Origin of the sequence: Dokdonia sp. Dokd-P16, assembly GCF_003095655.1 — a bacterium.
Classification (GTDB): domain Bacteria; phylum Bacteroidota; class Bacteroidia; order Flavobacteriales; family Flavobacteriaceae; genus Dokdonia.
This window is the reverse complement of the sequence record NZ_CP029151.1, coordinates 105,591-130,087: the sequence shown is the minus strand read 5'-3', so window position 1 is coordinate 130,087 and position 24,497 is coordinate 105,591. Positions and strand designations below refer to the sequence as shown.

The window sequence follows — 24,497 nt, the reverse complement described above, 5'->3', positions numbered from 1 at the left end:
ATGAACTACGATACTTTCTTCAAGATATTTATAACACTACACGCCATAGGTGGTTTTATCTCCCTCATAGCGGGAACTATATCTGTAATTGCTCCCAAAGGAAATGTCTGGCATAAAAAGTCAGGAATGGTTTTTTATTATGGGATGCTTACCGCTGGTATTTCAGGTATTGTGGCATCACTGCTTCCAGATCATAACAATCCGTTTCTGTTTGTGGTAGGACTCTTTAGTGTGTATCTAGTGCTATCCGGGTATAGAGCACTCCGTTTTAAAAAGATAAAGGAGGCGAGTGAGTTACGTGATGACAAAATCATTTCTTGGTCTATGCTCTTCATAGGTCTGGCAATGATAGTTTATGGTGCGTTATCATTGCTTTCTGGTTCTTCTATGGGGTGGATTCTTATAATCTTTGGAGGAATTGGTGTTCTTAATGCTGTAGGAGATATACGTGCAATGAGAGATATAGCGTCATTGCGTAAAAAATATCTTAGACTTCATATAGGCAAAATAACAGGCGGGTATATCGCCGCTTTTACTGCTTTCTTTGTCACAAATCAAGTACTTCCAGCGCTATTGAGCTGGTTACTGCCTACTATATTCGGTGTTTTATTCATTGGTTATTGGTTACGTAAAACAAAACCTCGCAAGAAAACTACAACTGAGACTTTATAAACGACGGTTGGGTAGGTTACGCTTTCGCGAAAGCGTACTTAAAACCATCTTTACATCATCAATCACAAATCAATATATTATGAAACATTTACTTCTTATTATCGCATTATGCAGCAGTACATTTCTTATGGCTCAAACTAAGTACGAGCAAGGAATGACAAAAGCTATGGAGTTTTGGGAAGAAAACAAGCTCGATGAGGCTTCAAATCTCTTTGAGCGCATTGCTACTGTAGAAAAAGACAACTGGCTGCCTACGTATTATGTTGCTCAAATTGCTATAATACGTAACTGGAGAGACTTTGAAAACAGAGAGGAAGCTACTATGAAGGCGACGCTAGGTAAGGCGCAAGAGTTTATAAATACAATGCGTACGATAGCTCCAGATAATCCGTATGCAGATCACTTGCAAGCGCAGCTTCATACAGTTTGGGTTGCTCACGATGGCATGAAATACGGGATGAAATATGCAGGTACTATAGGAGAACTCAATCAAAAAATAGTAAATAAGGAGCCAGACAATCCTATTTTTATAGCAGAAAAGGCACAATGGGACATGGGGAGTGCAAAGTACTTTGGGAGCTCAATAGAGCCATATTGCGCAGAGTTGCAGCGTGCCATCACGCTTTTTGCTACCTTTAAACCTGAGTCGCAGTTCCATCCTAAAGGAAATGTAAAAAGAGCTTTAGAAAGTGCCGAGGCTTGTAATTAAGAAGAAATGAAATATTATCTAAAAGAGTTTGCAAAGGCAAATATTGTAGGCTTATCAATATTTATCGTTCACAGTATCATACTGTATGTGCTGGGTAATCCTTGGTATGGAGATGGTGCAATAACCTTTTTTATACAAAACCAAATATTCTCTGTAGCGCTATATGCAGTGAACACTATGGTTATTGTGAACTTTAGAAAACGTTTTACAGGCAGTCTGTGGAATTTTAAGGTACTCGCTTATGCACTAGTGACGCACATTGTTGTGACTTTGATTACCGTTTTTCTACTTCGATTATTACTTATTACAGGATATTATAAAATTCCATTTGATGAGTATGTGGCTAGTGAAGGGTTTGAGGATTACATTTTTCCATTTTTGATAACAGCCGTTGCAACTTCTTCATTTTATGCAGTGAGCCGCTGGAAAAATAAGCAGGAAAGCAGGGTAAAACAGTCTAAGATTATTGCAGGAGCCGCTTCGGCAAAATTTGATGCGCTTAAAAATCAGCTGGATCCTCATTTTTTATTCAACAGTTTAAATGTGCTGGCAAGTCTTATTGAGGAAAACCCAAAACAGGCAACCAAGTTTACCACTTCGCTTTCAAAAGTGTACAGGTATGTACTGGAGCAAAAGAATAAAGAGTTAGTGCCGCTTGAAGAGGAGCTCACTTTTGCACGTACATATATGAATCTCATCAAAATGCGTTTTGAAGATAGTATTGTGGTGGAAATCCCAGAAAGTGCCTCACATCAAGAATATAAAGTAGTGCCGCTTTCCTTACAGTTATTACTTGAAAACGCTGTAAAACACAATCAGGTAACGCCTAACAAAAAACTATACATTAAGATTTACGAAGATGGGAATAGGCTCTTTATTGAAAATAACATCCAGGCCAAACAGGTTGTAAAAAAGAGTAGTGGTGTAGGCTTGCAAAATATCAAGCAGCGATATAGTTTACTATCCAATAGTGAGGTGCATATAGTAGATGATAGTGAGACATTTCAAGTTGGAATACCGCTATTGACACAAGCAGAGCAGGTGACATTTGAGCCCAGGCAGAGCGAACTCCTTGCAGATAAACGTTACCAGCGTGCAAAGAAGAAGGTAGAAGACCTTAAAGGTTTTTACATTCACTTTACGATTTATGCGGTTATGGTACCTGTATTTATATACTTTAACGTGCAGTCTACAAGCTTTCCTTGGGCTTTGTTTCCTATACTAGGATGGGGCTGGGGAGTTGCTGGTCATGCATCAGAAGTGTTTGGGTGGAGCCCTTTGTTTAACAAGGCGTGGGAGCGTAAAAAGGTAGAAAAGCTTATGGAGGATGAGAATTTTTAATCAAACTTCTTACTGCTTGTTATAGTCATAACGAAAAGAAAAATCCCCTTGAAACGTAGTTTCAAGGGGATTTTTTATGCTAGCGAGCAGAATATTACTTTTTAGTAAGGTGCTCTACGTTTTTCTTCATTTGGATTTGAGCACCAGAGTCTTTAGTCTTCATAGCGCGGTATTTAAAGTTTATAAACTCTACCAGAAGCGAGAACGCAATCGTAAAGTATAAATAACCCTTAGGAATAGCCCCTACGCTTGATCCAAAGATTTCTAAGTGTGATAGGTGAGCACCTTCTGCAATGAGCATAAAACCTATTAAAATTAAGAATGAGAGGCCTAATATCTGTAGTGATGGATGCTTTGCAATAAAGTTTCCTACAGGGTTTGCAAAAAGCATCATGATCCCAACAGAAATTACTACTGCAATCACCATAATGATTAACGCATCTGTTGGATTATCAGAAAGGCCATTAGTCATCCCTACGGCAGTAAGTATAGAGTCAAAGGAGAATACAAGGTTAATCACTGCAATCTGCACAATGGCATTACCTAATGTAGTAGAACTCTTTTTTGAAATTTCTTCCTCCTCAAGACCTGTCTCGTCTACTTTTTCATGAATCTCATGTACAGACTTCCAGATCAAGAAACATCCTCCTGCTAGTAATATAACCGCTTGCCAACTTATGCCTCCAGTGATCCAGCTTTGATTAATGTGCCAGAATGGTGCGCTAAGCGCAACTAGCCATGAGATACCAAAGAGTAATGCAATACGCATTCCCATAGCAAGGGCTAGACCTATGTTTGTAGCCTTCTTGCGATCCTTTTGTGGGAGCTTTTCGGCGGCTATGGAGATGAAAATGATGTTGTCAATACCTAATATGATTTCAAGAAAGGTAAGCGTAAGCAGTGCTACCCAAGCATCTGCAGTGGTAAGAATGTCAAACATTAGTCAGTTGTTTTTTTGGCGATGCCACGTTGTTTGTTGGTTTCTCCTACAAGGGAGTACTCAAAGGTATAAAAATCTCCGTCAGTAGCTATTATTTTCATGTGTAGCGCTTTTTCTTCGCTCATGCTACGTGGGTGGAGTTTCTTGACGATGTACTCACAGTCGTTAATCCATCGCACAGAAGAGGAGTCTGCTTTACCTTTAAAGTAATCAATTTCCAGTGTATCATTACGTTTAAAAGTGGTTGCAACGAGTTCCCCATCTAGTAATGTTTCAAACGTGAATGTGCCTGTTTTAAAATCTGTACAGTCACGTTCTGGACTTTCACAGCTTAAAGCGAAAACACTAATTATCACAAAAAAAGCTTTCCATTGATTCTTCATAGGTTACAAAAATAAGACAGGAATGTGAGTAATAGAGAGTAAGTCTTAAGATATTTTAAAGAAGTAAAATGACTGAAAATTTCTTATCAAAAATGTACTCGTATTAAGGTGATTTTTGAAGAAGAGGTGTAGGCAAATTTTAAATCTCATAACTCTCAAAAGTTCCATCTTCTAAAAATATAATCACTCTCTTAATAGGTGATTTTGAAGAGGAAAAAGCAGTGATGTTTTTGAGTGTTTTTTGCTCCGTGTTTGATGGTGGAGTAGCACTTGTTTTTGACGAAAATTCTTGAGCGTTTTTTGAAGGCACATCAGACGAAAAAGTAGTGTGGTTTGATGGAGTAGGAGCGGTGATTTTTGGACTTGATTTTGTACCATAAAGAAGCCACTGTAATTCTACTTCTGGGAAGGTGGCAACCACGGTCATTACAAAGTCTAAACTGGGCTTATTTCTTCCAGCCATAAGATGAGATATGGTAGCTCTTCCTACCTGTAGTTTTTCTGAAAAAGCAGTTGCGCTCAATTCGTTTGCATCCATGATTTCTTGGAGGCGTTGCGCAAATTTTATGTTGTTTATGAGTGTTTCCATTTGTATACAGCAAAGATACGTTACAAATGTAAACTATAGATGTTCTTATGTGTAAATAGTTAATTTGGGTGGGTTATTGTATTAAATTAATACTTTAGTTTTGAGTACTTAAAATACTGATTTAAAATTATTAGAGTTTTTATAAAGTGAATTTTGTTTAATTGGTGGTAATCTTCCAGTAAAACGTTACTTCTGTATATAAAACGTACTGTTTACAATTGTAAACAGTACGTTTTAATGAAGAGTTGTAAAAAAAGTATCTTTGTAGTCCAAAGAATACGTATGGAGTTACCTGAGTTATTACAACTGTTTTCACAATCCCGTGAAGAATCTATTTCTGGCAGATATATATCACCGGAATTTATCACTAATTTTGTCTCTCAATTATCGTCAGATTTTAGCGTGGATACCCTAGGTACTTCGGTAGAGAAACGACCTATTCATTCGGTAGTTTTTGGCACAGGAAAAGTGAAGATTTTTATGTGGTCACAGATGCACGGAAATGAATCTACAACCACTAAATCTATGCTCGATTTTTGTTGTTTTTTAGAGCAACAAAAAGACTCAGATTTCTATAAAAAAGTGATTGAAAATTGCACCTTTTTTATGATCCCGATGCTTAATCCAGATGGCTCAAAAAACTGGACAAGAGTAAATGCAAATGAGGTAGATCTCAATCGCGATGCACAAGATTTGAGTCAGCCAGAATCAAAAATTTTGCGTGGTGTTTTTGATTCTTTTAAACCTGATTATTGTTTCAATTTACATGGGCAAAGAACCATCTATGGTTTTGAAGAAACAGGTAAGCCATCGATACTTTCCTTTCTTGCACCGTCGGCAGATGTGGAGAGGAGTTTCACATTTTCGCGAAAGCGGTCTGCAAGTATCATCGCTCATATTTTTAACAATCTCCATAGTAATCTTGATGGTAACATAGGGTTGTATAATGACGCTTTTAATAATAATTGTGTGGGTGATGCTTTTCAAGAAGCGGGAGTACCAACTGTGTTATTTGAAGCTGGTCACTATCCAGGTGATTATGCTAGAGAGAAAACTAGAGCTTATGTATTTGCTGCAATATTATATGCGATTGAAGCATGTAGTAAGGAGCTGGAGTATGATGTAAGTGACTATAAAAGTATACCTGAGCATAGTGCTTGTTACTGTGATGTGCATGTAAAGGATGTAGACGGCAAGCGTGGGATATATTATGTAGAGCGTGTAGAGGGTGGGGAGATAGTTTTTGAACCAACAACACTGGAGGCATCGTTGAGTAATGGTAAATTTGCCCATGCTTTGCTAGATAGTGCACCTGCATTTAAACTTCCTTAATAATTATCGATTTAGTGCCCGTTTTAATGGGTAAAATGGCTGCGATAACGTTATCGTTAAATAGATTAAAATATTACAGAATAATCAGTATTATTCTATTATTTTTGCATTATACTCAAAATATACAGTTGCATGGCAAAATTTAAATTAGACGAGGTAGATCACCAAATTCTCGATATGCTTATCGAAAATACAAGGACTCCTTTTACAGATATAGCAAAAAAACTTCTTATTTCAGCAGGTACAGTCCATGTACGTGTTAAGAAAATGGAAGAGGCTGGAATTATTACAGGTTCCTCACTTACACTTGATTACGGAAAATTAGGTTACTCTTTTATTGCTTACGTAGGAGTGTACATTAATAAGACATCACAAACTACATTTGTACTTGAGCGCATCGCTCAAATTCCATTTGTAACTGTGGCTCACGTAACTACTGGGAAGTTTAATATCTTCTGTAAGATACGTGCAAGAGATACGAATCATGCAAAGAATGTAATCTTCTTACTTGATGATATTGATGGCGTGTACCGTACAGAGACAATGATCTCTCTAGAAGAGAGCATCAACGATAAAAAACGATTAATGCACTCTATCTTTCAAGACCTAGTGTAATTACAATAAGAATTCATTTTACTAAAACCCTTTCTCTGTTGAGAAAGGGTTTTTTGTTACTTTTAGATTTTAAAACAAAAACGATGATAACCACTAGCGCAGTTAAAGTAGGAGAGTACAATGAGTATTACAAACAGTATATAGATCAAGTGCCCGGCTCACTAGGCATCGCTCAAGCGCTAGAGAAAGGTATGGAAGAGACCCGAGACTTCTTTACGTCGCTTTCTGAGAGTGAGTTGTTGTTGCGTTATGAAGAAGGGAAGTGGACCCCTAAAGAGGTGCTGTTGCACATTATAGATACAGAACGCATTTTTAGTTATCGTGCGTTACGTTTCTCGAGAATGGATAGCACGCCTTTACAAGGTTTTGAACAAGATGATTTTGTACTATCTAGTGATGCAAACAGTCGCACTGTAGACTCTCTTATTGCCGAGTATGTCTCTGTAAGACAGTGTAGTTTATTATTATATGCGTCTATGACAGCGCAGACTATTGCAAACATAGGCACCGCAAGCGGAAGCCCGATGAGTCCTCGCGCAGCTGCATTTATCACAGCGGGTCACGAGCGTCACCACATTAGAATTATTAAGGAGCGCTATCTTTAATCTATAGTGCTAGCCTGGTAATAATCAAAGGCTGCGTGGATAAGGTCATTTGAGACTTGCTTGTCTATCACTGGCTTTCCTATGCTTTCTAGAAGTACGAAGTTTATTTGCCCGTTGGCATTTTTCTTGTCGTACTTTAAGTATTCTATAATGGAGGTTATATCCGCTTTCGCGAAAGCTACCGCATCATACATATCATTAAAGGTTGCAGTAATCTCATCTAGTTCATCTTTTGATAAACTAGAAAGCGCCACCGAAATGAAGCTTTCCAAAATCATCCCAATTGCAATGGCTTCACCATGTAGTAAGGTCTTTCTATCCTCAGATGCTAGACAGTACGACTCAATGGCGTGACCTAGCGTATGCCCATAGTTAAGCGCTTTGCGCACATTTTGCTCTCGTGGGTCTTCTATGACAATATCATTCTTAATGATAATGCTCTCGTAGATGAGTTGGCTCAAGTCATCTGTTGTCATATTGCTCAGATCTTTGAGCTTATCCCAATATGTCCTATCTGCTACGAGACCGTGTTTATACATCTCTGCAAGTCCAGAACGTAACTCTTCTGGAGGTAAGGTTGCAAGAAAGCCACCATCTATCAATACCATCTGCGGATTATTAATAACCCCAATTAAGTTCTTCAAAGTACCCAGATCCACACCAGTTTTACCACCTACACTAGCATCTACCATAGAGAGTAAAGAGGTAGGAACGTTTATAAAATCCATACCACGTTTAAAAGTGCTTGCTACAAAACCACCAAGGTCTGTAACAACCCCACCACCTACATTGATAATAAGTCCTTTTCTGTCTGCATCTAGATTTGCTAGTGCATCCCACACTCCAATACACGTTTCTATAGTCTTATTAATTTCTCCATGAGGAATCTCAATAACCTCAATAGGAATCTCTGTCGCGAGATTGCCTAAAAAAGGTGCAAGACAGTGCTCGTGTGTGTGCTCATCTACGATAACGAATATCTTACTGTAGTTGCTCTGTAGTAGTAATACATTCAGGGCATCATATCCAGATTCATTAAAAACGATGTCGTAAGTAGCGGCTTGTATGGCAGTCATTATTTTTGAAATTTTAACGGTTGCAAATTACTCACTTTTGAGTAAAAAAAGTTTAAAGTGGGTGTATATTTGTGTAACAAATATATTGATATGCAAACCTCTCTTTTTGAAAATACTGAAACTGCATTTGCTCTTAAATCAGATAGCGAACTAGAACGCGCTTACTTTTTATTTAAAATGATTTCTAAAGAACCACTTGTGCGTATAGGTACAGCTGCTGCCCGTTTTGCTCTTGGTGCAAACTTACCAGTAGAAGGTCTTATACGCTCTACGGTGTTTGATCATTTTTGCGGTGGTGTAAATGAGCAAGATTCCATGACCTCTGTAGATAAGCTTTACAGTGCAAATGTATGCTCTGTACTTGACTACTCTGTAGAAGGAAAAGAGGAAGCAGCATCTTTTGATGAGTGCATGAATAAGGTAATAGGGCTAGTGAAGTTTGCAGACGAGAAAGAAGCGATGCCTATTGTTGTTTTTAAACCAACGGGCGTTGGTCGTTTTGCTATCTGGCAAAAGCTTACCGAAGGAGAAGAACTCGATGCCAAAGAGCAAGTAGAGTGGGAGCGTATCAAGGAGCGTGTAAACGCAATTTGTAAGATTGCTTATGAGCGTGATGTAGAAGTATTGATAGATGGAGAAGAATCATGGATGCAAGGCGCTGCAGATGATCTAGTGACAGAAATGATGGCATTATACAATAAGGAAAAGCCTATTGTATATAACACATTACAATGTTACCGTCATGATCGCTTAGATTACTTAAAAAAATTACACCTAGAAGCTCGCGCTCGAGGATTTACTATAGGTATAAAGGTCGTTCGTGGTGCTTACATGGAGAAAGAGAATAAACGAGCTAAAGAAAAAGGATACCCAACTCCTATATGCGCTAGTAAACAAGCTACGGATGAAAACTTTAATGCAACCATGCGTTACATTATTGAAAACTTAAATGACATTTCACTCTTTTTAGGAACTCATAATGAAGATAGCTCGTTGCTAGCTGTAAAACTGATGGGTGAAATGGGAATAGCAAAAGATGACAATAGAGTATGGTTTGGACAGCTTTATGGAATGAGTGATCACATAAGCTTTAACCTCGCTAAGGAAGGCTATAATGTAGCAAAATACCTTCCATTTGGCCCAGTGAAAGATGTGATGCCATACTTAATGAGACGAGCAGAGGAGAATACCTCAGTAGCAGGACAAACTAACCGTGAACTGGAATTACTTAAAGCAGAGAAGAAAAGACGAAGACTATAATTACAAATAGTATCTAAGTGTCATACATGGAAACATACAAACACAAAGGTCTAGCATATGCTAGACCTTTTGCTTTTTAAAAATTGCTGCGGTGAATTATCACATGCGAATTTTAAATTCTAAGCCACTTCATTAATTCGACACAAATTTTAAACCTACTATAGAAGCAATTAGTGTTAAGATAAAAAACAATCTCCAGAAGGTAGCTGGTTCTTTAAATACAAAAATACCTAAGAGCACAGTTCCCACAGCGCCTATTCCTGTCCACACTGCGTAGGCGGTACCTATAGGTAATTCACGTATCGCCCTAATCATTAAAAGCATACTTATGATCAAGCATAGTATAAAACCAATATACCAGTAGGTACTCTCAGCTCCTTCGGCTTGTTTTGCTTTACCTAAGCATGTCGCGAAGCCCACTTCAAAAAGTCCTGCAATAATTAATAGTATCCAGTTCATTAGGTTGATTTAAATTATGTGTTACTCGCTAGTCCCAAGCAGCATACTTTTAGATATAAGCATGTGATAAGGATTAAGTAACTATAAAAAAGCCCTATAAATTTTATAGGGCTCTAAAATTTAGCTTGCTATCTGTAGCTTTTTATTAATAAGCGCACTCCAGCTATCTGCAAGTTGTATCTCGCCGTTAAGTTGCATATTATCTACGTCATATAATGTGAAGCTTACTTCTTGATTAGCGCCATTAGATGGGGTAAAAGCTAGAGCTACACGTTCTGTAATAGTAAGTTGCTCACCATCACTCTTTATATTTCTATGCCCTTTTACTGCCTGGCAGTTCTTTATAGTGGATAAATCTACAGAGGATGATTGTGCTTGTCCATTACTCTCCTTGTAAAAGAAAATGGCATTTAATTCTTTATCTCTTCCTATTACAAAATCTCCACAAAACTCGTAATCACTTACAGTGTGATTCTGAGTAGTTGCGATATGATTAAGCGCTTGTAGCATCTTATTTTCTTTCTTCTTTTTATTGATTGCCATCATCACAAATGGTATGATGCAAATTGCAACAATGATTGTTCCTACGGTAATACTTCCTAAATCCATGATATTATTTTTTTGATATTGGTATACTGGGCACTGCAATTATTGCAATGCCTTAAATGTTTTCCAGAAGGGATTATAACGCCCCGGAAGCAATACAAAAAAATTACCAGAAGTAATGGAAAGGAAAGATGTGATCTGTCTTACGATGATATATCAAAACATTGATCGAGGTCTTTGTGTACTGTGCATATGTACTACTAGCGAGTACATCTGTAGTGTGTGATAAATTTCCACAGCTAGAAACGAAGTTCTTGAGACTGGGAGTACTCATAGTACTAGGCGTCTCTATGACAACTTCAGACTGCGGTAACTCTCCAACAATAGTTGCCGAAACTGCGGCAGTTACTTTTTCTGTAGACGAAGAAGTAGTGGTATTATCACTTAGATTAACAAATGATGTATCCATAGCACTCATTGCAATACTGCAAAGGGCTACTAGAATAAATGCACTTATATGTCTTAGCGTTGTTTTCACGTCGCAAATGTAATTCAGTTTTTAATAATGATGCTTAATTAGTAAAACTTTGTGAGTGATTTTAAGAGTTGTCACTCGTATCTTAATAAGCATTTAGGAGAATGTAGCGCTTTTATAAGAGCCGCATGTGATTATAAGAGTGCTATGTTATTGTGGTTACGCTTTCGCGAAAGCGTACTTAAAACCAATCTTAACTAATAAGAGCTGCAATAAGTGCTTTCAAAGTGATGCTGTGATTTAAGGCTAAAATAAACTAGAGACAATAGTAGCCGCAGCTGCTTTACTTCCTTTAAGCGAAGGATGAAAACCATCAATACCATAGTAATCGTTCCTCTTGCTGGAATTATGGTGTTCCTTCCAAGTCATACCTACGGGAAGTATGATGGCATTATTGATAGTTGCAGCATCTTGATAATTTTTTATGACAGCATCTAGCGTATGGTAATACTTCAATGAAGGCCAAACCATAAAGTAAGCAAGCCTAGCATTATGCTTATTGCAGAGGGCAGCATACTTTTTACCATAGTCAATAAGTATGTCGCGACCTTCTTGTTGCGAAGACGGCCCTTGCTGAATAATGACATAGTCATACCCGCCAGTTGCGATGAGCTGCTGTATGTTGCCATCATTCCAGTGATCTTCTAGTGCATAATTAGGTAATGCAACCATGCGTGTCTTAATTTTTATCCCCTTGGTTTTGGCATGTGCTTTTACAAGTTTGGGTAGATTATTAGTGTAGGTCAGGCTATTGCCTATAAAGAGGATTTTTATGGTGGGTTCTTTGGTTTCAGGTAACCACTCATTTGCGCTCACTGCTACGCTAAAGCATAGATAAAGTAGTAGTAGGAAAGAGCGCATAGAGAAATTTTGAATAAAGTTTTCTATTTATTGAGTGCCCATATAAGTGCTTTCTCTTTGGTAGCTCTAAAGATAGTATTGTGTTGCTCGCTAGGCTCATCGCTATACTTCCACGTAAGTGTTGGATTTTCTATAGTTTGGAGTTTCTCAGCAAGCTCGTTAGTCGCTATAAAAATATCTTGCGCACTCGAACCAGCAAACCAAAGTGTCGTTTGCTTTTGTGGAGCATTTTCTAGGAGTGCGGTTGTGCTTTTTACTAGATACTGGTCATTCCACCACAAGGAAGGATCCATTGCGATGTAGGTGTCAAAAAGTGCTTGTTGCAAGAAAAATGTCTCCATCACAAACAGACCAGAAAGTGACTCTCCTATAATAGCTTTTTGTTCCTGAGTCCTGTAGTTGCTATCTATAGTTGGGATTAGTTCTTCTGCAATAAAGGCTCTAAAGTTTTTTGCGCCATCTGTGAGAGGGCAATATTCTTCATCTGCAGCTACTTGAGAACTGCCAGATAAATCTCTGCGTCGGTCCGTGTTCTCAATCCCCACGAGTATGTAAGGAGGTATTTTACGTTCTGCAATAAGCTGGGCCAGCGTATTTGCAATATGCGGAAAATCCTCTTTAATTCCTCCATCTGCCATATAAAGCACTGGGAAACGATCGCTAGATGTGGTGTATGATGGTGGAGTCCAAATATTAATCTCTCGATCTTCTTTTAATAATGTTGAGGTTATAGTAAGACTATCATGTTCTGGAATCACATCATTTATAGGTGTTTGATGCTTAGCACAGCTAGCGAGTATGCCACATAGAGACAACAGTAGTAAAAGCTTTTTCATATAAAAAGATGGTATTATGTAGTGATAGATTATTATTAGTTGTTTTACACAATCATGATATACTAGTCTTAAATATACAAGGAATTTTTGTGGCGCCAAGTTTTTAATTAAGGTACTCATTGATTGTAGATAAAGAGTTGACACACACAGAAAACAAAACAAGCAATTATAGCAACAGTAGATGTATTATTTTTACCATGGTAATGTGCCAGTAGGTACGGCACCTGTAAATTCAATAAAAAATGTGCAATGCGACTATCTGCGTGATAGAAGACTTGCAATGTAAGAAGATATACTATGGATTATTACATCATTATAGCAGCCTTAATATTTCTTGCCGCTCTATTTGGGTTTATAAATGCCCGTTTTCTTAAGTTGCCTACTACCATAGGGCTTATGCTCATTACCATCGTGTACACCCTAGCTGTTTTCGCTTTAAGCTACTTTGATGACACCTTACTCAGAGCCGAAATACAACTCATCAAGGAGATAGATTTTGAGAAAGTATTGATGGACTATATGCTTAGTTTCTTACTGTTTGCAGGAGCGTTACACACTAATTTTGAACAGCTTAAAGCGCAGCGCTGGCCTATACTCGCCTTTGCAACCTTAGGCGTACTTGTCTCTACATTTCTAGTAGGTACGCTCGTGTTTTATCTACTACAATTATCAGGGCTCGAGGTAGATTTTATTTACTGTCTACTTTTTGGGTCTCTTATATCGCCCACAGATCCTATTGCCGTTCTTGGGATTCTTAAAAAAGCAAAAGTGCCTAAAAAACTAGAAACCAAAATCGTGGGAGAATCTCTCTTTAACGATGGAGTAGGAGTTGTGGTGTTTCTGACCATTTTTGGGATAGCGAGTGCAAAAGATAGCCCTGTGACACCGGTAGATATATTGACATTATTTGGTCAAGAAGTACTAGGAGGTATACTATTAGGGATGATTATAGGGTGGATCACGTATAAAATGATGAAATCTATAGATGATTTTAGTACAGAAGTAATTATCACACTTGCTGCCGTCATGGTGGGTACAGTGCTAGCAACAAAGCTTCACCTTTCTGCTCCACTAGCAATGGTAGTTGCTGGATTATTGATAGGGAATGATAGAGTTCGCACAGCAGCAATGTCTGAGACTACAGAGCATTATGTAGATAAATTCTGGGAGCTCATAGACATCTTGCTCAACGCCATTTTATTTGTACTCATAGGGATGGAAATGCTCATACTTACGTATCAAAATAATTATTTACTTGCTGGAGTAATCGCCATACCATTAGTACTAGCAAGCAGGTATGTGTCATTATGGTTACCTATAAGAGTCTTTAAAGACAAGCTAGATTTTGTACCAAAAACAAACCTCATTATGACCTGGGGCGGCCTACGTGGTGGAATTTCTATAGCACTAGCGCTCAGTCTATCTGAAGATATGCATAGAGATATGTTTCTCGTGATGACTTACATCATTGTGGTATTTTCCATCTTAGTGCAAGGACTCACCGTAGAGAAACTCGTAAAAAGAACGACACTACCTAAAGCTAACTAGCATTCTAATCAAGAAATATAGTCAGGCGTGTCTATCTTCTCATTTTGGGTTGAGGGAATTACGCTTTCGCGAAAATATGAATGGGTGATGGTATTGATGTTTTTTCAAAATAGCGAATTGGAAATCATTGTTTTTGTAACCATTTCCTAATTTCTTTCCGCAAAGAAACTTCAGGTTTTGGCAACGGAATTGATTGCCTAGCCTGTTTACTTTTATTAAATTTTGAGAAAGTAATCTTATGCTTTTTCCAAACTTCTGGATACAGTTCTAAGAACTTATTAAAGAAACTTTGTTCATTAACACGCCCATCTATCTGCGATAGTACTTCTTTAAATTTTTCCTCTTGATCTATAAACATGTTGTTATTGCCCTATAATAGGTTAGTGTAATGTGCTTTATACTATTGTTTGTATAGTCTAATGATGTAGCTAATTTGGATATGGTTTATTATAAGATGAAGAATAAATTCTATGGTTTTGGCCTTATCTTTTTACGCCTTTACTGTTATTCAAAAATCATTGACCATAGATAGTCTTTTATCATTAAAAACATAAAAATTCCAATTCCAATGCTTACATAAAAAATCCATTTCTTTTTTTGAGCTCTTTGTTCCATATTATAAGTGTTTTGAGAGTGTTACCCCTAATTAATGCCAATAGACCAGTACGTGCGGTGATGTAATAGGCGTACTCTGTTAGTTGCTAGCAGAGCCGTCTACTAGATTGGCAATAGTAATTTTTCAGTTCTGTTATCAGTAAAAATAGATTTTGAGTTTTCAACTAATATTCTAAGAAGCTTATTTATATCAGAACTATCTATATCCGTTATTTGAAATTCAATTTTTCGTTCACTGTTTAATTGAACGATTAACTTATCATCATTGAGTTTTATTTTGTCAATTTCACTAAATTTAATAGTTCTATCAGTTATCAAATTAAGCTTAATCACAATTCCCAATTTATTATACTCTACATAATTTTTATACCAAAATCTTTTACTGAGCATAATTACCAAAATCATAAACCCTAAACTTGTAATCAGTCCATTTTTATAGTTTAAAATTAGTCCGTAACCTACTAATAAACATAACGATGCTAATATTAAAAGAGCAATTCTAGTCCAATTCCAAGATAAATTTTCAAAGTTTATTTTTTTCATTTTCGCATTATTCATTTATATAAACCCAAAATTTTTCCATCTCATTATTTTCATATGCAGATATAAGTTTCATTAAATCGTCTGATAATTCTTGATTAAGAATTTCAACTCCTAAATCTGGTCTAAAAGTCCAAATCCAAGAAATAATTTCTTCAATTAGTGGTGGTTCGTCATCTGGACAAAATGCAATTGATTTCTCATTCACACCGATTGTGTTCGCAAATAAAACCCCAACTGCTGAAATTCGTTCATCCAATTTGTCAAATTCAATGATTTCAGAGAATAGAACTTCCTTTGGTACTAATTTCAAGATGTCATCTAATTCAATTTTCATTTTTCTGTCTAATGAATTCCAACAGTCCACTACATAAAGCGAGTGCTGCTCCCGATAGCTATCGGGATTGCTCGTTTGCTTTATCGTATGGTCTTGTTTGTTAGGTCTAAATATACAATGAATTTTGAAGTTGTGCGCCATGCTCAATGGTTTCAAAGTTGATTGGAGTAAGTATGCTTTCGCGAAAACGTTATGAGTAAGATGGAAGAGTAGGAAGAGTACTCTTAAAAGAGTTAAATAAGTTTTTAAAACAAACCTTTGCCATCATAAAATCAAGAAGGCCCTGCTATTAGAATTATAGATCAAAATTAGCTTTAACAATACTTATTTTTTACTGAGTTCTTCGTTGTGCGTTCGTTTTTTAAGTTATCAATGCTTTATCTCCTTTTTTTCCTTTTTTTACACGTTCTGAATAACCTATGAAAAAGAATGGAATATTATCTTGAGTTCCGTTTTCGATTCGTTGCTTAACTTTCTCAAAAGCTAGAATTGAAATTTCAAATTCAGGTTGTCCAGTAACTAAAATTGGTTGGTTTAATTGGTCGTGCCAATAATATTTTCCGCCATAATTTCGTCTCGCAACTTCAAAAATATATGAGCCAGCTTGTGCGATTATATCTTCCAACATGCTAGAATCCATATCGTCTTTGTTTTCCGAGAATAAACTCAAAATTTCGTCATCTAAAACAGTTAAACTAGATTCACTATAATCTAATCCGTCATCAACTCGTTCGTTGAAACTTGAAACTAGTCTTTCAGCATTATTTGTAGATTTTTCAATAAATTCTACTTGCGTTTCGTCAATCGGATTTTCATTAGTTTTTCTGTTTGTGTTTTTCTTAAAAAAATCAAATATTCCCATAATTTTTATTTCATTCTAGATTTTTCTTAAATGACGCACAACAGGTCACTACATAAAGCGAGTATAGCTCCCGGTAGCTCTTGGGATTGCTGGTTTGCTTTAAATTGCGGTCTTGTTTGTTTGGACTAAATATACAATGAATTTTGCAGGTGCACGTCGTGTGTAGCGCTTTTAGGAATGTTTGTTATAAGTATGTTTTCGCGAAAGCGGAACAAGAATAAGAACATTTAAAACACCCATTATCTAAGAAAACAAGTCCTCAAATAAGCTTTAATCATCACAAATTCAAGAAGATTTTTTGATGAAAACTATAGATCAATATAACCTCAAAATCCCGTTTTAGTTTAACCAAGTCAGACTATTTTTTAAACTCAATGGGACTTAATTAACGTCTAACGATTGTTCTTTATTAAGAGAAACAAGTATTTTATTTATCATAAATGATTCGTCCCAACTAGCTGGTTTTTCTCCAATGCGCACAAGGACAATCTCCTCTTGAGGAACCACCATTACTTCTTGATTATGAGTGCCGTCTATTAAAAAATTCTTAGCCAAAAATGGGGATGTTCTGTCCTTTTCTCGATTCCCGCCTGATTCATAATTGAGCCATATTTGATAGCCATAATCTCTCTCTAGGGTGCTCTGGGTGAGCATCTTTGATATCCATTTTTTAGGAATTACTTGTTCACCTCTCCACTCACCATTTTGTAAAAGTAATTGTCCTATAATCATCCAGTCCTCTGCCTGAGCAAAGAAACAGCAAAATGTTCTAGGCATACCATCCTCTTTATCTAACCACCATCCAGCGTCTGCCGCTCCAATATGTTTCCATAATCTAGAAGAAGCATATTGTTCAATTGGTAAGCCCGTAGCTTTTTCAATTATAATAGCTAGCAACTGTGTGTTTGCATTATTGTATTCAAAAGCTGTAGCAGGCTCCTTGCTTAGAGGAATTTTAAGAGCGGTGCCTTCTACATCTGTCCCCATGTACAAACTTATAACGTCAGAAAAGATATTCTGCACATTATTATCAACTCTCAAACCAGATTGCATTAATAATAGATCCTCTATAGTAATAGTATTTCTTTGATCATCTTGCCAGTCTGTAATATAGGCAGAAGCGAGTTCTTTCTCAGACTCAATATAACCCTCATCGATTGCTATACCTATTAAAATAGAGGTGATGGTTTTTGCCATAGACATCGAGTTTGATGTGGACTCTTTAGTGGTTTGATTATAATAATTTTCTAACTGTAATTTACCTTTGTGCAAAATGAGGAGGGCATTACTATTCTGATTTTCGGCATATGAGCTAATTTCTTCTAACACTCTTCTATCAATTGTTAAACTATCAGAAAGTGTGTAGTTTGTTGTGTTGTTACCTTTTATGGTGGCCTTAGGTGTATACCATTCAGTATTTGAAATTTCGTTGTTAGTAGGGTAGGTCACTACTCTTTTTAAAAGGGTATAGTTTATTACTATAAAAATTCCTAAGATCAACAGTAATATTACACCTAGTTTCAGAATGATTTTAAGAGTTCTTTTCATTTGTTTTTTATTTTTTTTTAATAGAATCAAAATAGAAGATAAAGGTAAATATCAATTGTAACTATTTTGCCTAAGTCAAATGTAATAAACAAGAAATTTTTAATATGTTTTGAGCAATAGGGTTCGGTAAATTATTAAAAATAAATTATAATAGTGCGCTTTCGCTAAAACTTAAAATAAAAAAAGTCGCAAACTAGGGTTACCTGAATCTCAGTATAAGTGTGGCTTATGTTGAGATGATAAACATGTCCTTTGGTGTTCATGCGCCACGGCTTTAACTATGAGGATTACGGGAGTAAACTAGCATTTGCTTTCCGCCGACAATACAGCAAAATCTCTTGTCATTATCTTTAGTTGAAAGTGAAACTTTAAAGGTTTTGTAGATTTCAATTAACATGCAAAAGCTTCGAATGTCATCGAAGCCAGTATTGCATAGAAGTTGTTTTGTAAAACCCTATTTCCTTTACTCTATGATGGAATTATTGGTATGCTACCATTAATTGAAAAAAGCATAAACCACTAGCATTTCTTTAGGTCCATTTCTTATTGTTCGAGACATTTCTCTTATTGAACATAAATTTTAGATATTTTATTTCCGTTGTATTCGGCAATAAATAATTGGTTGCCATTAAGTGCTAATCCTCTTGGGCCAGACAATCCCGTTATTACATCTGTTACAGTTGTCGTAGTAGAAGTAATATCAATTTTAGATATTTTATTGCCATTGTATTCGGCAATGTATAGTGTGTTACCATCAAGTGCTAATCCGGCAGGGTTGGATAATCCTGTCGCCACATCTATTGATGTAGGTGGCGTGGTTGAGATATCGAGTTTAATAATTTTATTAGCAGTTCTTAATGCTATATATAAATCATTGCCATTTAGTAATAATTCATCAGGTCTTACGCAGCAATCGAGTATCGTTACATTCTCAAGCGTAGGATTTGCAATTGAAATGTCGAGTTTATTGATTTCATTAGCATCTGGTGCAGTAACGTATAAGTCGTTTACATCAAATGCTAATCCAGAAGCACCATTAGTTCCTGAGACTACAGGTGTTACAGTAGGTGTAGTTGCTGTGATATCCGTTTTAGAGATAAGGTTAGCCTGAGGCTGTGAGATATACAATTCGTTACCAGAGATAGCTAGTCTGAAGGTAAATAATCCTGTTAAAACATCTGTTGCGTCAGGGTTAGTAGCTTGAACATTTATTTTAGATACTTTATTAGCCCCAACTTCGGCAACGTATAAATCATTTCCATCAAATACTAATCCAGCAGGGTTGGATAATCCTGTCACCACATCTGTTGTTTGAGAAAATAAATCAATTGTAGTAAAACTAAAAATGCCACTTTCCGTTGAATTTCCATTGTTATCCTTAGCTATAACTTTCCAATAAAAAATTTGTGGAAATTCTAACGGGTCACTAAGTGTAAATTCAGTTTCTATTAAGTTGGAAGCTATCACTGTATTTGGACTAGGATTATTGTCCAATATTAAATCGTAAGTGACTGGATCATTATCTAAATCTATTGACGCATTCCATGTTAATGTAGGTTTTAGGGCTACATTTACTGCTTCATTACTTACCGTCAAAAGTGAGAACGAGTTTGGAGCACTATTAACTGGAGTTATTGTCATTTCCTCATTACTAGACTCGTCACTTCCACAACCGAAAATTGTTAAAATTGCAGCAATTACTAATAGGAGGTTTAGATTTTTTTTCATGTGTCTTAAATGTTTTACAACAGGCCACTGCATAATAAGAGTGCAACTTCCGATAGCTATCGTGAGGACTGTGGTCTCTGGTTTTTATTCTTTTAGTTTGATCTAAATATACAATGAATTTTGGAGTTAGGACTTTGTATTTAGATAACTAATTTTCAATCAAGTACAAATGCTCTATATTATTCATAATATTATAGATAGGTTTCTTTGCCAACATTTTTATGATTAGAAATAATTCTTATTATCATCAGCATATTTACGATATAAATCTCGCATAAATCCATCTGGATAATTGGAAAAAGCACTGTCAAACTCCATCATTTTTTCTTCACTCACTTCATTAGAAGTTTTGAAAAACCAAGTATTATCTTTGGGTATTAAAGCTATAGCTTGATTAATTATTTTGGCAGACTCAGTTGCGCCAATTTCATTTAAAGATATTACTACTTGCTCTTTGTGTTCAGGAAACCATTCTTGTAGAAAACTTAATATACTATCTGCTTGCCCCGCATTTTCTAAATGCATACAAAGAAATAAATTCAGTTGTTTCGGGTTTAGTGAATTAGGGTCTTTATTATATCTTTTTACTAGTATTTCATGTAAAGCGATGGAGAAGTCAGAATTATCACGCAATGAAAACAGACCTTTAATATCTTCATTAATTACTATCTTATCTCTTTTTTCCAATTGTTGCTTTATTTCATCTGTCATCCACGAAGGTCCATTGAATGAGTTCTTTTCCATAATTGAGATTTTTATGAGCTTATCTATAACAAACTACATCATAAAGCGAGGGTGGCTCTCAATGGTTATCGGCATTTTGCCGGTCTGCTTTAGTTTGCGGTCTTGTTTGTTTGATCTAAATATACAATGAATTTTGGAGTTGTGCGCCGCGCGTAGAGCTTTCAAAAATGTCTCATTCGCTTTATGCTGTAGTTGTGGCTGGTTGCAACCACGTTTCGAGCTTTCTATGCTTTTGATGTATACCTTAGACATTTTTGAGCAGTGGCCTGTGGACGGCTGATTGGTAGGGTGGGAGCTTTAAAATCCTAGCGGATTTGCTCTAACTTGATCTATACTCAATTCTTCGATATTTCAACGACTTGTGAGGTGTTCTGATTTTGAAGTGGAGCCATACGATGGCGGGAATTTTTAAGTATGCAACTACCTTGGATGTGGCTTATCTTGAGATGAAAAACATGTCCTTTGGCAATCAGCCGTCCACGTGATTGTGTATGGTTAGTTGCGTGATTTAAGCAACTAAGTTAGTAAATAAATCACAGATAGAATATTCCGCAGGAATGTTCGTAAGTAGGCTTAAAACAAGCAATTAATTATACACGGTGTTGTGTGTAGTGCTTATTCCAAGCTTATATTTTCCACAATTATTTTCCAGTTTTATTATAAACTCTAAATGTGAATATGTCATATTATTGTGAGTAAATATGACAATTATTCAGAATTATGACAAATTTACACGGAATAATGTGTAATAATTGCGATAAAATCTAGTTAATCGATTTTGGTATTTTATTTGTTTAAAGGTTACTGAAGTCGTAAATATTTCAAATTTGAAATAATGTTTAATTTAAATTTTGTAATTATGAGCAATTTAGCAACTGTTCCTAAAAATGGAAGTTTAGCGAACAGAAATTCAAATCAAAACTTTCCAACTTTGTCAAATTGGTTAGATGACATTTTTAATAGAGACCTACCATCAGTATTTACTTCAAATTTCAATACTGGTATTACTTTGCCAAAAGTAAATATTAAGGAAACTGCCGACGCTTTTATGGTAGAAATGGCTGTTCCAGGTTTAAAAAAGTCAGATTTTCAGCTTGACCTCGATAATCAAGTATTGTCGATTTCTACAGAAACAAAGGAAGAAAATGAACACAAGGAAGAAAATTATACTCGTAGAGAGTTTGGTTATTCTTCGTTCAAAAGAACCTTTAATTTACCAGAAAGTGTAAATGATGAAAAGATTAATGCAAATTATGAAAATGGTATTTTAAGTATTCTTTTACCAAAAAAAGAAGAGGCAAAACAAAAGCCTGCCAGAAGCATTAAGATTTCATAATTGTTTCACTAAATTTTAGAGTAAAATATTAAGAAGGATGCTGATTTTTTTCAGCATCCTCTTAAGAATAAGTTTAATTCTTTAAAATTATAATGTTATGCCAAGAAAGTTCAATTCTGGGGAATGGGTAACAGTTAAAGGAAAACTTACCTCCCCAAAAATGCAAGTTATCCAATATGTTCCAAAAAAAGATTCAATATTTGGTTTAGTTAATAATGACACTTATTTGGAATGTGTTTGGTATAAAAATGGTGAAAGAAAATCAAAAGTATTCCACCAAAACAAATTGATTAAATTGATAGAAACTGGTGGTTTGTTAAAAAGAGTTACAACAAACCCAAAATTAAGTTTAACTTAAATATAAAGTGATGAAAAAGTATATTTTAATATTTATGGTTAGCTTGTTAAGTATTAGTTGTAAAGGACAAGAAAATGAAACTAAAAAAGTTGAAAACGAAGATAATAAAACTGATATAGTTGAAGAGCCTAAAGGCACTTGGAAAGTTGATAAAGAATTTGATGAAAACGGAAACTTAATTAGATATGACAGTATTTATTCTTGGTCTTCCAACGATAAGTTCAATAATCTCTCATTGTCTGATAAAGATAGTTTGATGCAATCTTTTAAATCACGATTTTTCTCAAACTATTCAGGATTTAAAAATCAAGGATTTGATGATGTTTTTTCTCAAGATTCACTTTTCAGCAAACATTTCTTTAATGATGATTTTTTTGGAAGTAATTTTGGTAATGACTTTATGGACATTGACAAATTAAGGCAACAAATGATTGCAAGACAGAAGAAATTTTTAGAAAAATATCAGTCAGAATTTATCAAACCTGAAGACGAAAACTAAATAGTTTTCGTCTTTTTTTTTCTTATTAGTTCGGATTTTTATCGCATTACACACAACAGGCCACTACATAAAGCGAGTGCGGCATTTTGCTGAATTGCTTTAATTTATGGTCTGGTTTGTTTGATCTAAATATACAATGAATTTTGGAGTTGTGCGCCGCGCGTAGAGCTTTCAAACTTGCCTCCGACGAGCGCAGCGAGAGGAAGGCACAACATTCGCTTTATGCTGTAGTTCTTGCATCCGACGAGTGAGGGACGAGCGAGAGGAATGCACAGGCGCAACAACGTTTCGCGCTTTCTATAATTGAGATATATACCCTAGGCATTTTTGAGTCCTGCCTCCGACGAGCATAGCGAGAGGAAGGCATCAAAGAACCGCTTAGTCATGCCATAACCGATATTCAATAAAAAGACACTAAGAGCTTTAAAATCCTAGCGGATTTGCTCTAACTAGATCTATACCTAAATCTTCGATATTTCAACGACTTTTGAGATGTTCTAATTTTGAAGTGGAGCCATGCGACGGCGGGAATTTACAAGTATGCAACTGACTTGGATGTGGCTTATCTTGTGATAAACATCATGTCCTTTGGTAATCAGCCGTCCACGTTTCAGGTTATGTATAGTGCGGGGCAAATAAGTCTAAAAGTTTAAATTCAGCACTAAAGTAGCGAGCCATTTTTATGTTTGTTATTTCCTTTAATAAAGATACTAATTGCGCGCGGAAAAAGAAGCGCTATGTTTGAATTTAGCGTTTACTCCCGCATTACTCATAGCCGTTGTTAGGTACAGTTTTAAGATTTTCAAGTTGATATTTTATTGTTTTTTTTATTTCAACTTCATAGTCCGTTTCGTCTATTTTAAACTGAATGGAATCTTTATCAATTCTAAAATTTTCTATTTCATTCCATGAGTAGTTTTTCTTTAATAATTCGGTAGGTATAAGACCAAAAGAGTCAATATAAAAGTCACCTCTTTTATTTGAGAAAATAAAATGAGAAAGTACAATATAGGCAGGAATTATTATACCTATACTATTTACTATTGATGGTTTCATTACAATGAAAGTAAAACCTAAGAGTACCGCAACGGTTATTAAAGAAAAAACATCAAACAATTTCATCAGAAATGATTTTTTAGTTTTTATAAGTACTAATTTCCTTTTAGATATTAATCTTAATGAATAATATTTTATGGTTACTCTGTTTAATAAATCTGCACTAAGTATTATAATAATTGATTCAATACTTGGTGTTTCAACTTTATTTAGGTGAATAAAAAACACAACAAATATCAAAATACTCAAAATGGGCTCTATATATTTTGCATACCTCATAAAGTACTAAACAGTGTTAAGAAAATAATTGATATTAAATAAATTTTCATTTTAATAAAGTTCCAATTTAGGTTATTAGAAAGTTTAGTATACATAAAACTCAATTAGAATTGTGCTTAACAGACCACTACATAAAACGTGTGCGGTTCCCAATAGCTATCGGGATTGCTGATTTGCCTTAATTTATGGTCAGGTTTGTTTGGACTAAATATACAATGAATTTTGGAGTTGTGCGCCGCGCGTAGAGCTTTCAAAAATGTCTCATTCGCTTTATGCTGTAGTTGTGGC

At 35.7% G+C, this 24,497-nt stretch carries 28 protein-coding genes; 11 read left to right on the top strand and 17 right to left on the bottom strand.

What is annotated here, in order from left to right; genetic code table 11:
- The 3 genes from DCS32_RS00550 to DCS32_RS00540 all read left to right on the top strand — a co-directional run bounded on the left by DCS32_RS00550 (position 1) and on the right by DCS32_RS00540 (position 2,722).
- The gene (locus DCS32_RS00550) at positions 1-672 is read left to right on the top strand and encodes a DUF2306 domain-containing protein (RefSeq protein WP_108876529.1); all 672 of its coding nucleotides are present in this window, start codon (positions 1-3) and stop codon (positions 670-672) included.
- Positions 673-751: 79 nt separating this feature from the next.
- Entirely contained in the window at positions 752-1,381 is a 630-nt protein-coding gene (locus DCS32_RS00545; RefSeq protein WP_108876528.1) for a hypothetical protein, read from the top strand.
- 6 nt (positions 1,382-1,387) lie between these two features.
- Positions 1,388-2,722, top strand: coding sequence for a histidine kinase (locus DCS32_RS00540; RefSeq protein ID WP_108876527.1), 1,335 nt, complete (start codon positions 1,388-1,390; stop codon positions 2,720-2,722).
- 94 nt (positions 2,723-2,816) lie between these two features.
- Here the strand turns inward: DCS32_RS00540 and DCS32_RS00535 are convergent, their stop codons facing one another.
- The 3 genes from DCS32_RS00535 to DCS32_RS00525 all read right to left on the bottom strand — a co-directional run bounded on the left by DCS32_RS00535 (position 2,817) and on the right by DCS32_RS00525 (position 4,634).
- Entirely contained in the window at positions 2,817-3,662 is an 846-nt protein-coding gene (locus DCS32_RS00535; RefSeq protein ID WP_013751719.1) for a TerC family protein, read from the bottom strand.
- Positions 3,662-4,045 carry a DNA topoisomerase IV gene (locus DCS32_RS00530; protein ID WP_108876526.1) on the bottom strand — a complete coding sequence of 128 codons (384 nt, stop codon included), beginning with the start codon at positions 4,043-4,045 and terminating at the stop codon, positions 3,662-3,664. Before DCS32_RS00530 ends, DCS32_RS00535 begins: the two co-directional genes overlap by 1 nt.
- A gap of 139 nt (positions 4,046-4,184) precedes the next feature.
- On the bottom strand, positions 4,185-4,634 hold the full coding sequence (locus DCS32_RS00525) for a helix-turn-helix domain-containing protein (protein ID WP_108876525.1): 450 nt from the start codon (positions 4,632-4,634) through the stop codon (positions 4,185-4,187).
- A gap of 237 nt (positions 4,635-4,871) precedes the next feature.
- Here DCS32_RS00525 and DCS32_RS00520 point away from each other — a divergent pair, with 237 nt between their 5' ends.
- The 3 genes from DCS32_RS00520 (at position 4,872) to DCS32_RS00510 (ending at position 7,186) form a co-directional block, all read left to right on the top strand.
- A complete protein-coding gene (locus DCS32_RS00520; protein ID WP_108876524.1) occupies positions 4,872-5,966 on the top strand; it encodes a M14 family zinc carboxypeptidase in 1,095 nt (364 codons plus the stop codon).
- Between the two features lie 132 nt (positions 5,967-6,098).
- Complete coding sequence (locus DCS32_RS00515; RefSeq protein ID WP_013751723.1) at positions 6,099-6,581, top strand: Lrp/AsnC family transcriptional regulator; 483 nt, start codon at positions 6,099-6,101, stop codon at positions 6,579-6,581.
- 83 nt (positions 6,582-6,664) lie between these two features.
- Complete coding sequence (locus tag DCS32_RS00510; RefSeq protein ID WP_108876523.1) at positions 6,665-7,186, top strand: DinB family protein; 522 nt, start codon at positions 6,665-6,667, stop codon at positions 7,184-7,186.
- Here the strand turns inward: DCS32_RS00510 and aroB are convergent.
- On the bottom strand, positions 7,183-8,262 hold the full coding sequence (gene aroB / locus DCS32_RS00505) for a 3-dehydroquinate synthase (protein ID WP_108876522.1): 1,080 nt from the start codon (positions 8,260-8,262) through the stop codon (positions 7,183-7,185). The genes DCS32_RS00510 and aroB overlap by 4 nt on opposite strands.
- A gap of 90 nt (positions 8,263-8,352) precedes the next feature.
- Here aroB and DCS32_RS00500 point away from each other — a divergent pair, with 90 nt between their 5' ends.
- Positions 8,353-9,522 carry a proline dehydrogenase family protein gene (locus DCS32_RS00500; RefSeq protein ID WP_108876521.1) on the top strand — a complete coding sequence of 390 codons (1,170 nt, stop codon included), beginning with the start codon at positions 8,353-8,355 and terminating at the stop codon, positions 9,520-9,522.
- Between the two features lie 132 nt (positions 9,523-9,654).
- On the opposite strand, the gene DCS32_RS00495 is transcribed toward DCS32_RS00500, so the two are convergent.
- From DCS32_RS00495 to DCS32_RS00475, 5 genes are all read right to left on the bottom strand, one after another.
- Positions 9,655-9,981 carry a DMT family transporter gene (locus DCS32_RS00495; RefSeq protein WP_108876520.1) on the bottom strand — a complete coding sequence of 109 codons (327 nt, stop codon included), beginning with the start codon at positions 9,979-9,981 and terminating at the stop codon, positions 9,655-9,657.
- A gap of 120 nt (positions 9,982-10,101) precedes the next feature.
- Entirely contained in the window at positions 10,102-10,590 is a 489-nt protein-coding gene (locus DCS32_RS00490; protein ID WP_108876519.1) for a hypothetical protein, read from the bottom strand.
- Positions 10,591-10,693: 103 nt separating this feature from the next.
- Positions 10,694-11,065, bottom strand: coding sequence for a hypothetical protein (locus DCS32_RS16025; RefSeq protein WP_162533565.1), 372 nt, complete (start codon positions 11,063-11,065; stop codon positions 10,694-10,696).
- A 243-nt stretch (positions 11,066-11,308) separates the two neighbouring features.
- Positions 11,309-11,923, bottom strand: a complete 615-nt coding sequence (locus DCS32_RS00480) for a hypothetical protein (protein WP_108876517.1) — start codon at positions 11,921-11,923, stop codon at positions 11,309-11,311.
- Positions 11,924-11,946: 23 nt separating this feature from the next.
- Positions 11,947-12,759, bottom strand: a complete 813-nt coding sequence (locus DCS32_RS00475; RefSeq protein ID WP_108876516.1) for an alpha/beta hydrolase — start codon at positions 12,757-12,759, stop codon at positions 11,947-11,949.
- Between the two features lie 297 nt (positions 12,760-13,056).
- Here DCS32_RS00475 and DCS32_RS00470 point away from each other — a divergent pair, with 297 nt between their 5' ends.
- A complete protein-coding gene (locus tag DCS32_RS00470) occupies positions 13,057-14,307 on the top strand; it encodes a cation:proton antiporter (RefSeq protein ID WP_108876515.1) in 1,251 nt (416 codons plus the stop codon).
- A 124-nt stretch (positions 14,308-14,431) separates the two neighbouring features.
- On the opposite strand, the gene DCS32_RS00465 is transcribed toward DCS32_RS00470, so the two are convergent.
- The 7 genes from DCS32_RS00465 to DCS32_RS00435 form a co-directional block, all read right to left on the bottom strand.
- A complete protein-coding gene (locus tag DCS32_RS00465; RefSeq protein WP_108876514.1) occupies positions 14,432-14,665 on the bottom strand; it encodes a hypothetical protein in 234 nt (77 codons plus the stop codon).
- Between the two features lie 359 nt (positions 14,666-15,024).
- Positions 15,025-15,465 carry a hypothetical protein gene (locus DCS32_RS00460; RefSeq protein WP_162533564.1) on the bottom strand — a complete coding sequence of 147 codons (441 nt, stop codon included), beginning with the start codon at positions 15,463-15,465 and terminating at the stop codon, positions 15,025-15,027.
- A gap of 7 nt (positions 15,466-15,472) precedes the next feature.
- Entirely contained in the window at positions 15,473-15,799 is a 327-nt protein-coding gene (locus DCS32_RS00455) for a hypothetical protein (protein ID WP_162533563.1), read from the bottom strand.
- 361 nt (positions 15,800-16,160) lie between these two features.
- The gene (locus DCS32_RS16110; protein ID WP_204161791.1) at positions 16,161-16,661 is read right to left on the bottom strand and encodes a hypothetical protein; all 501 of its coding nucleotides are present in this window, start codon (positions 16,659-16,661) and stop codon (positions 16,161-16,163) included.
- A gap of 381 nt (positions 16,662-17,042) precedes the next feature.
- Positions 17,043-18,209 carry a serine hydrolase domain-containing protein gene (locus tag DCS32_RS00445; RefSeq protein WP_108876511.1) on the bottom strand — a complete coding sequence of 389 codons (1,167 nt, stop codon included), beginning with the start codon at positions 18,207-18,209 and terminating at the stop codon, positions 17,043-17,045.
- A gap of 564 nt (positions 18,210-18,773) precedes the next feature.
- Entirely contained in the window at positions 18,774-19,970 is a 1,197-nt protein-coding gene (locus DCS32_RS00440; protein ID WP_162533562.1) for a hypothetical protein, read from the bottom strand.
- A 192-nt stretch (positions 19,971-20,162) separates the two neighbouring features.
- Positions 20,163-20,681, bottom strand: coding sequence for a hypothetical protein (locus DCS32_RS00435; RefSeq protein WP_108876509.1), 519 nt, complete (start codon positions 20,679-20,681; stop codon positions 20,163-20,165).
- 859 nt (positions 20,682-21,540) lie between these two features.
- On the opposite strand from DCS32_RS00435, the gene DCS32_RS00430 reads away from it, so the two are divergent.
- The 3 genes from DCS32_RS00430 (at position 21,541) to DCS32_RS00420 (ending at position 22,874) form a co-directional block, all read left to right on the top strand.
- Positions 21,541-22,017, top strand: coding sequence for an Hsp20/alpha crystallin family protein (locus DCS32_RS00430; RefSeq protein ID WP_108879208.1), 477 nt, complete (start codon positions 21,541-21,543; stop codon positions 22,015-22,017).
- Positions 22,018-22,114: 97 nt separating this feature from the next.
- Positions 22,115-22,375: a hypothetical protein gene (locus DCS32_RS00425; protein WP_108876508.1), complete on the top strand. Its 261-nt coding sequence runs from the start codon at positions 22,115-22,117 to the stop codon at positions 22,373-22,375.
- Positions 22,376-22,385: 10 nt separating this feature from the next.
- Positions 22,386-22,874: a hypothetical protein gene (locus DCS32_RS00420; RefSeq protein WP_108876507.1), complete on the top strand. Its 489-nt coding sequence runs from the start codon at positions 22,386-22,388 to the stop codon at positions 22,872-22,874.
- 765 nt (positions 22,875-23,639) lie between these two features.
- Here DCS32_RS00420 and DCS32_RS16020 read toward each other — a convergent pair.
- Positions 23,640-23,996 carry a hypothetical protein gene (locus DCS32_RS16020; protein WP_162533561.1) on the bottom strand — a complete coding sequence of 119 codons (357 nt, stop codon included), beginning with the start codon at positions 23,994-23,996 and terminating at the stop codon, positions 23,640-23,642.
- Positions 23,997-24,497: the final 501 nt, after the last annotated feature.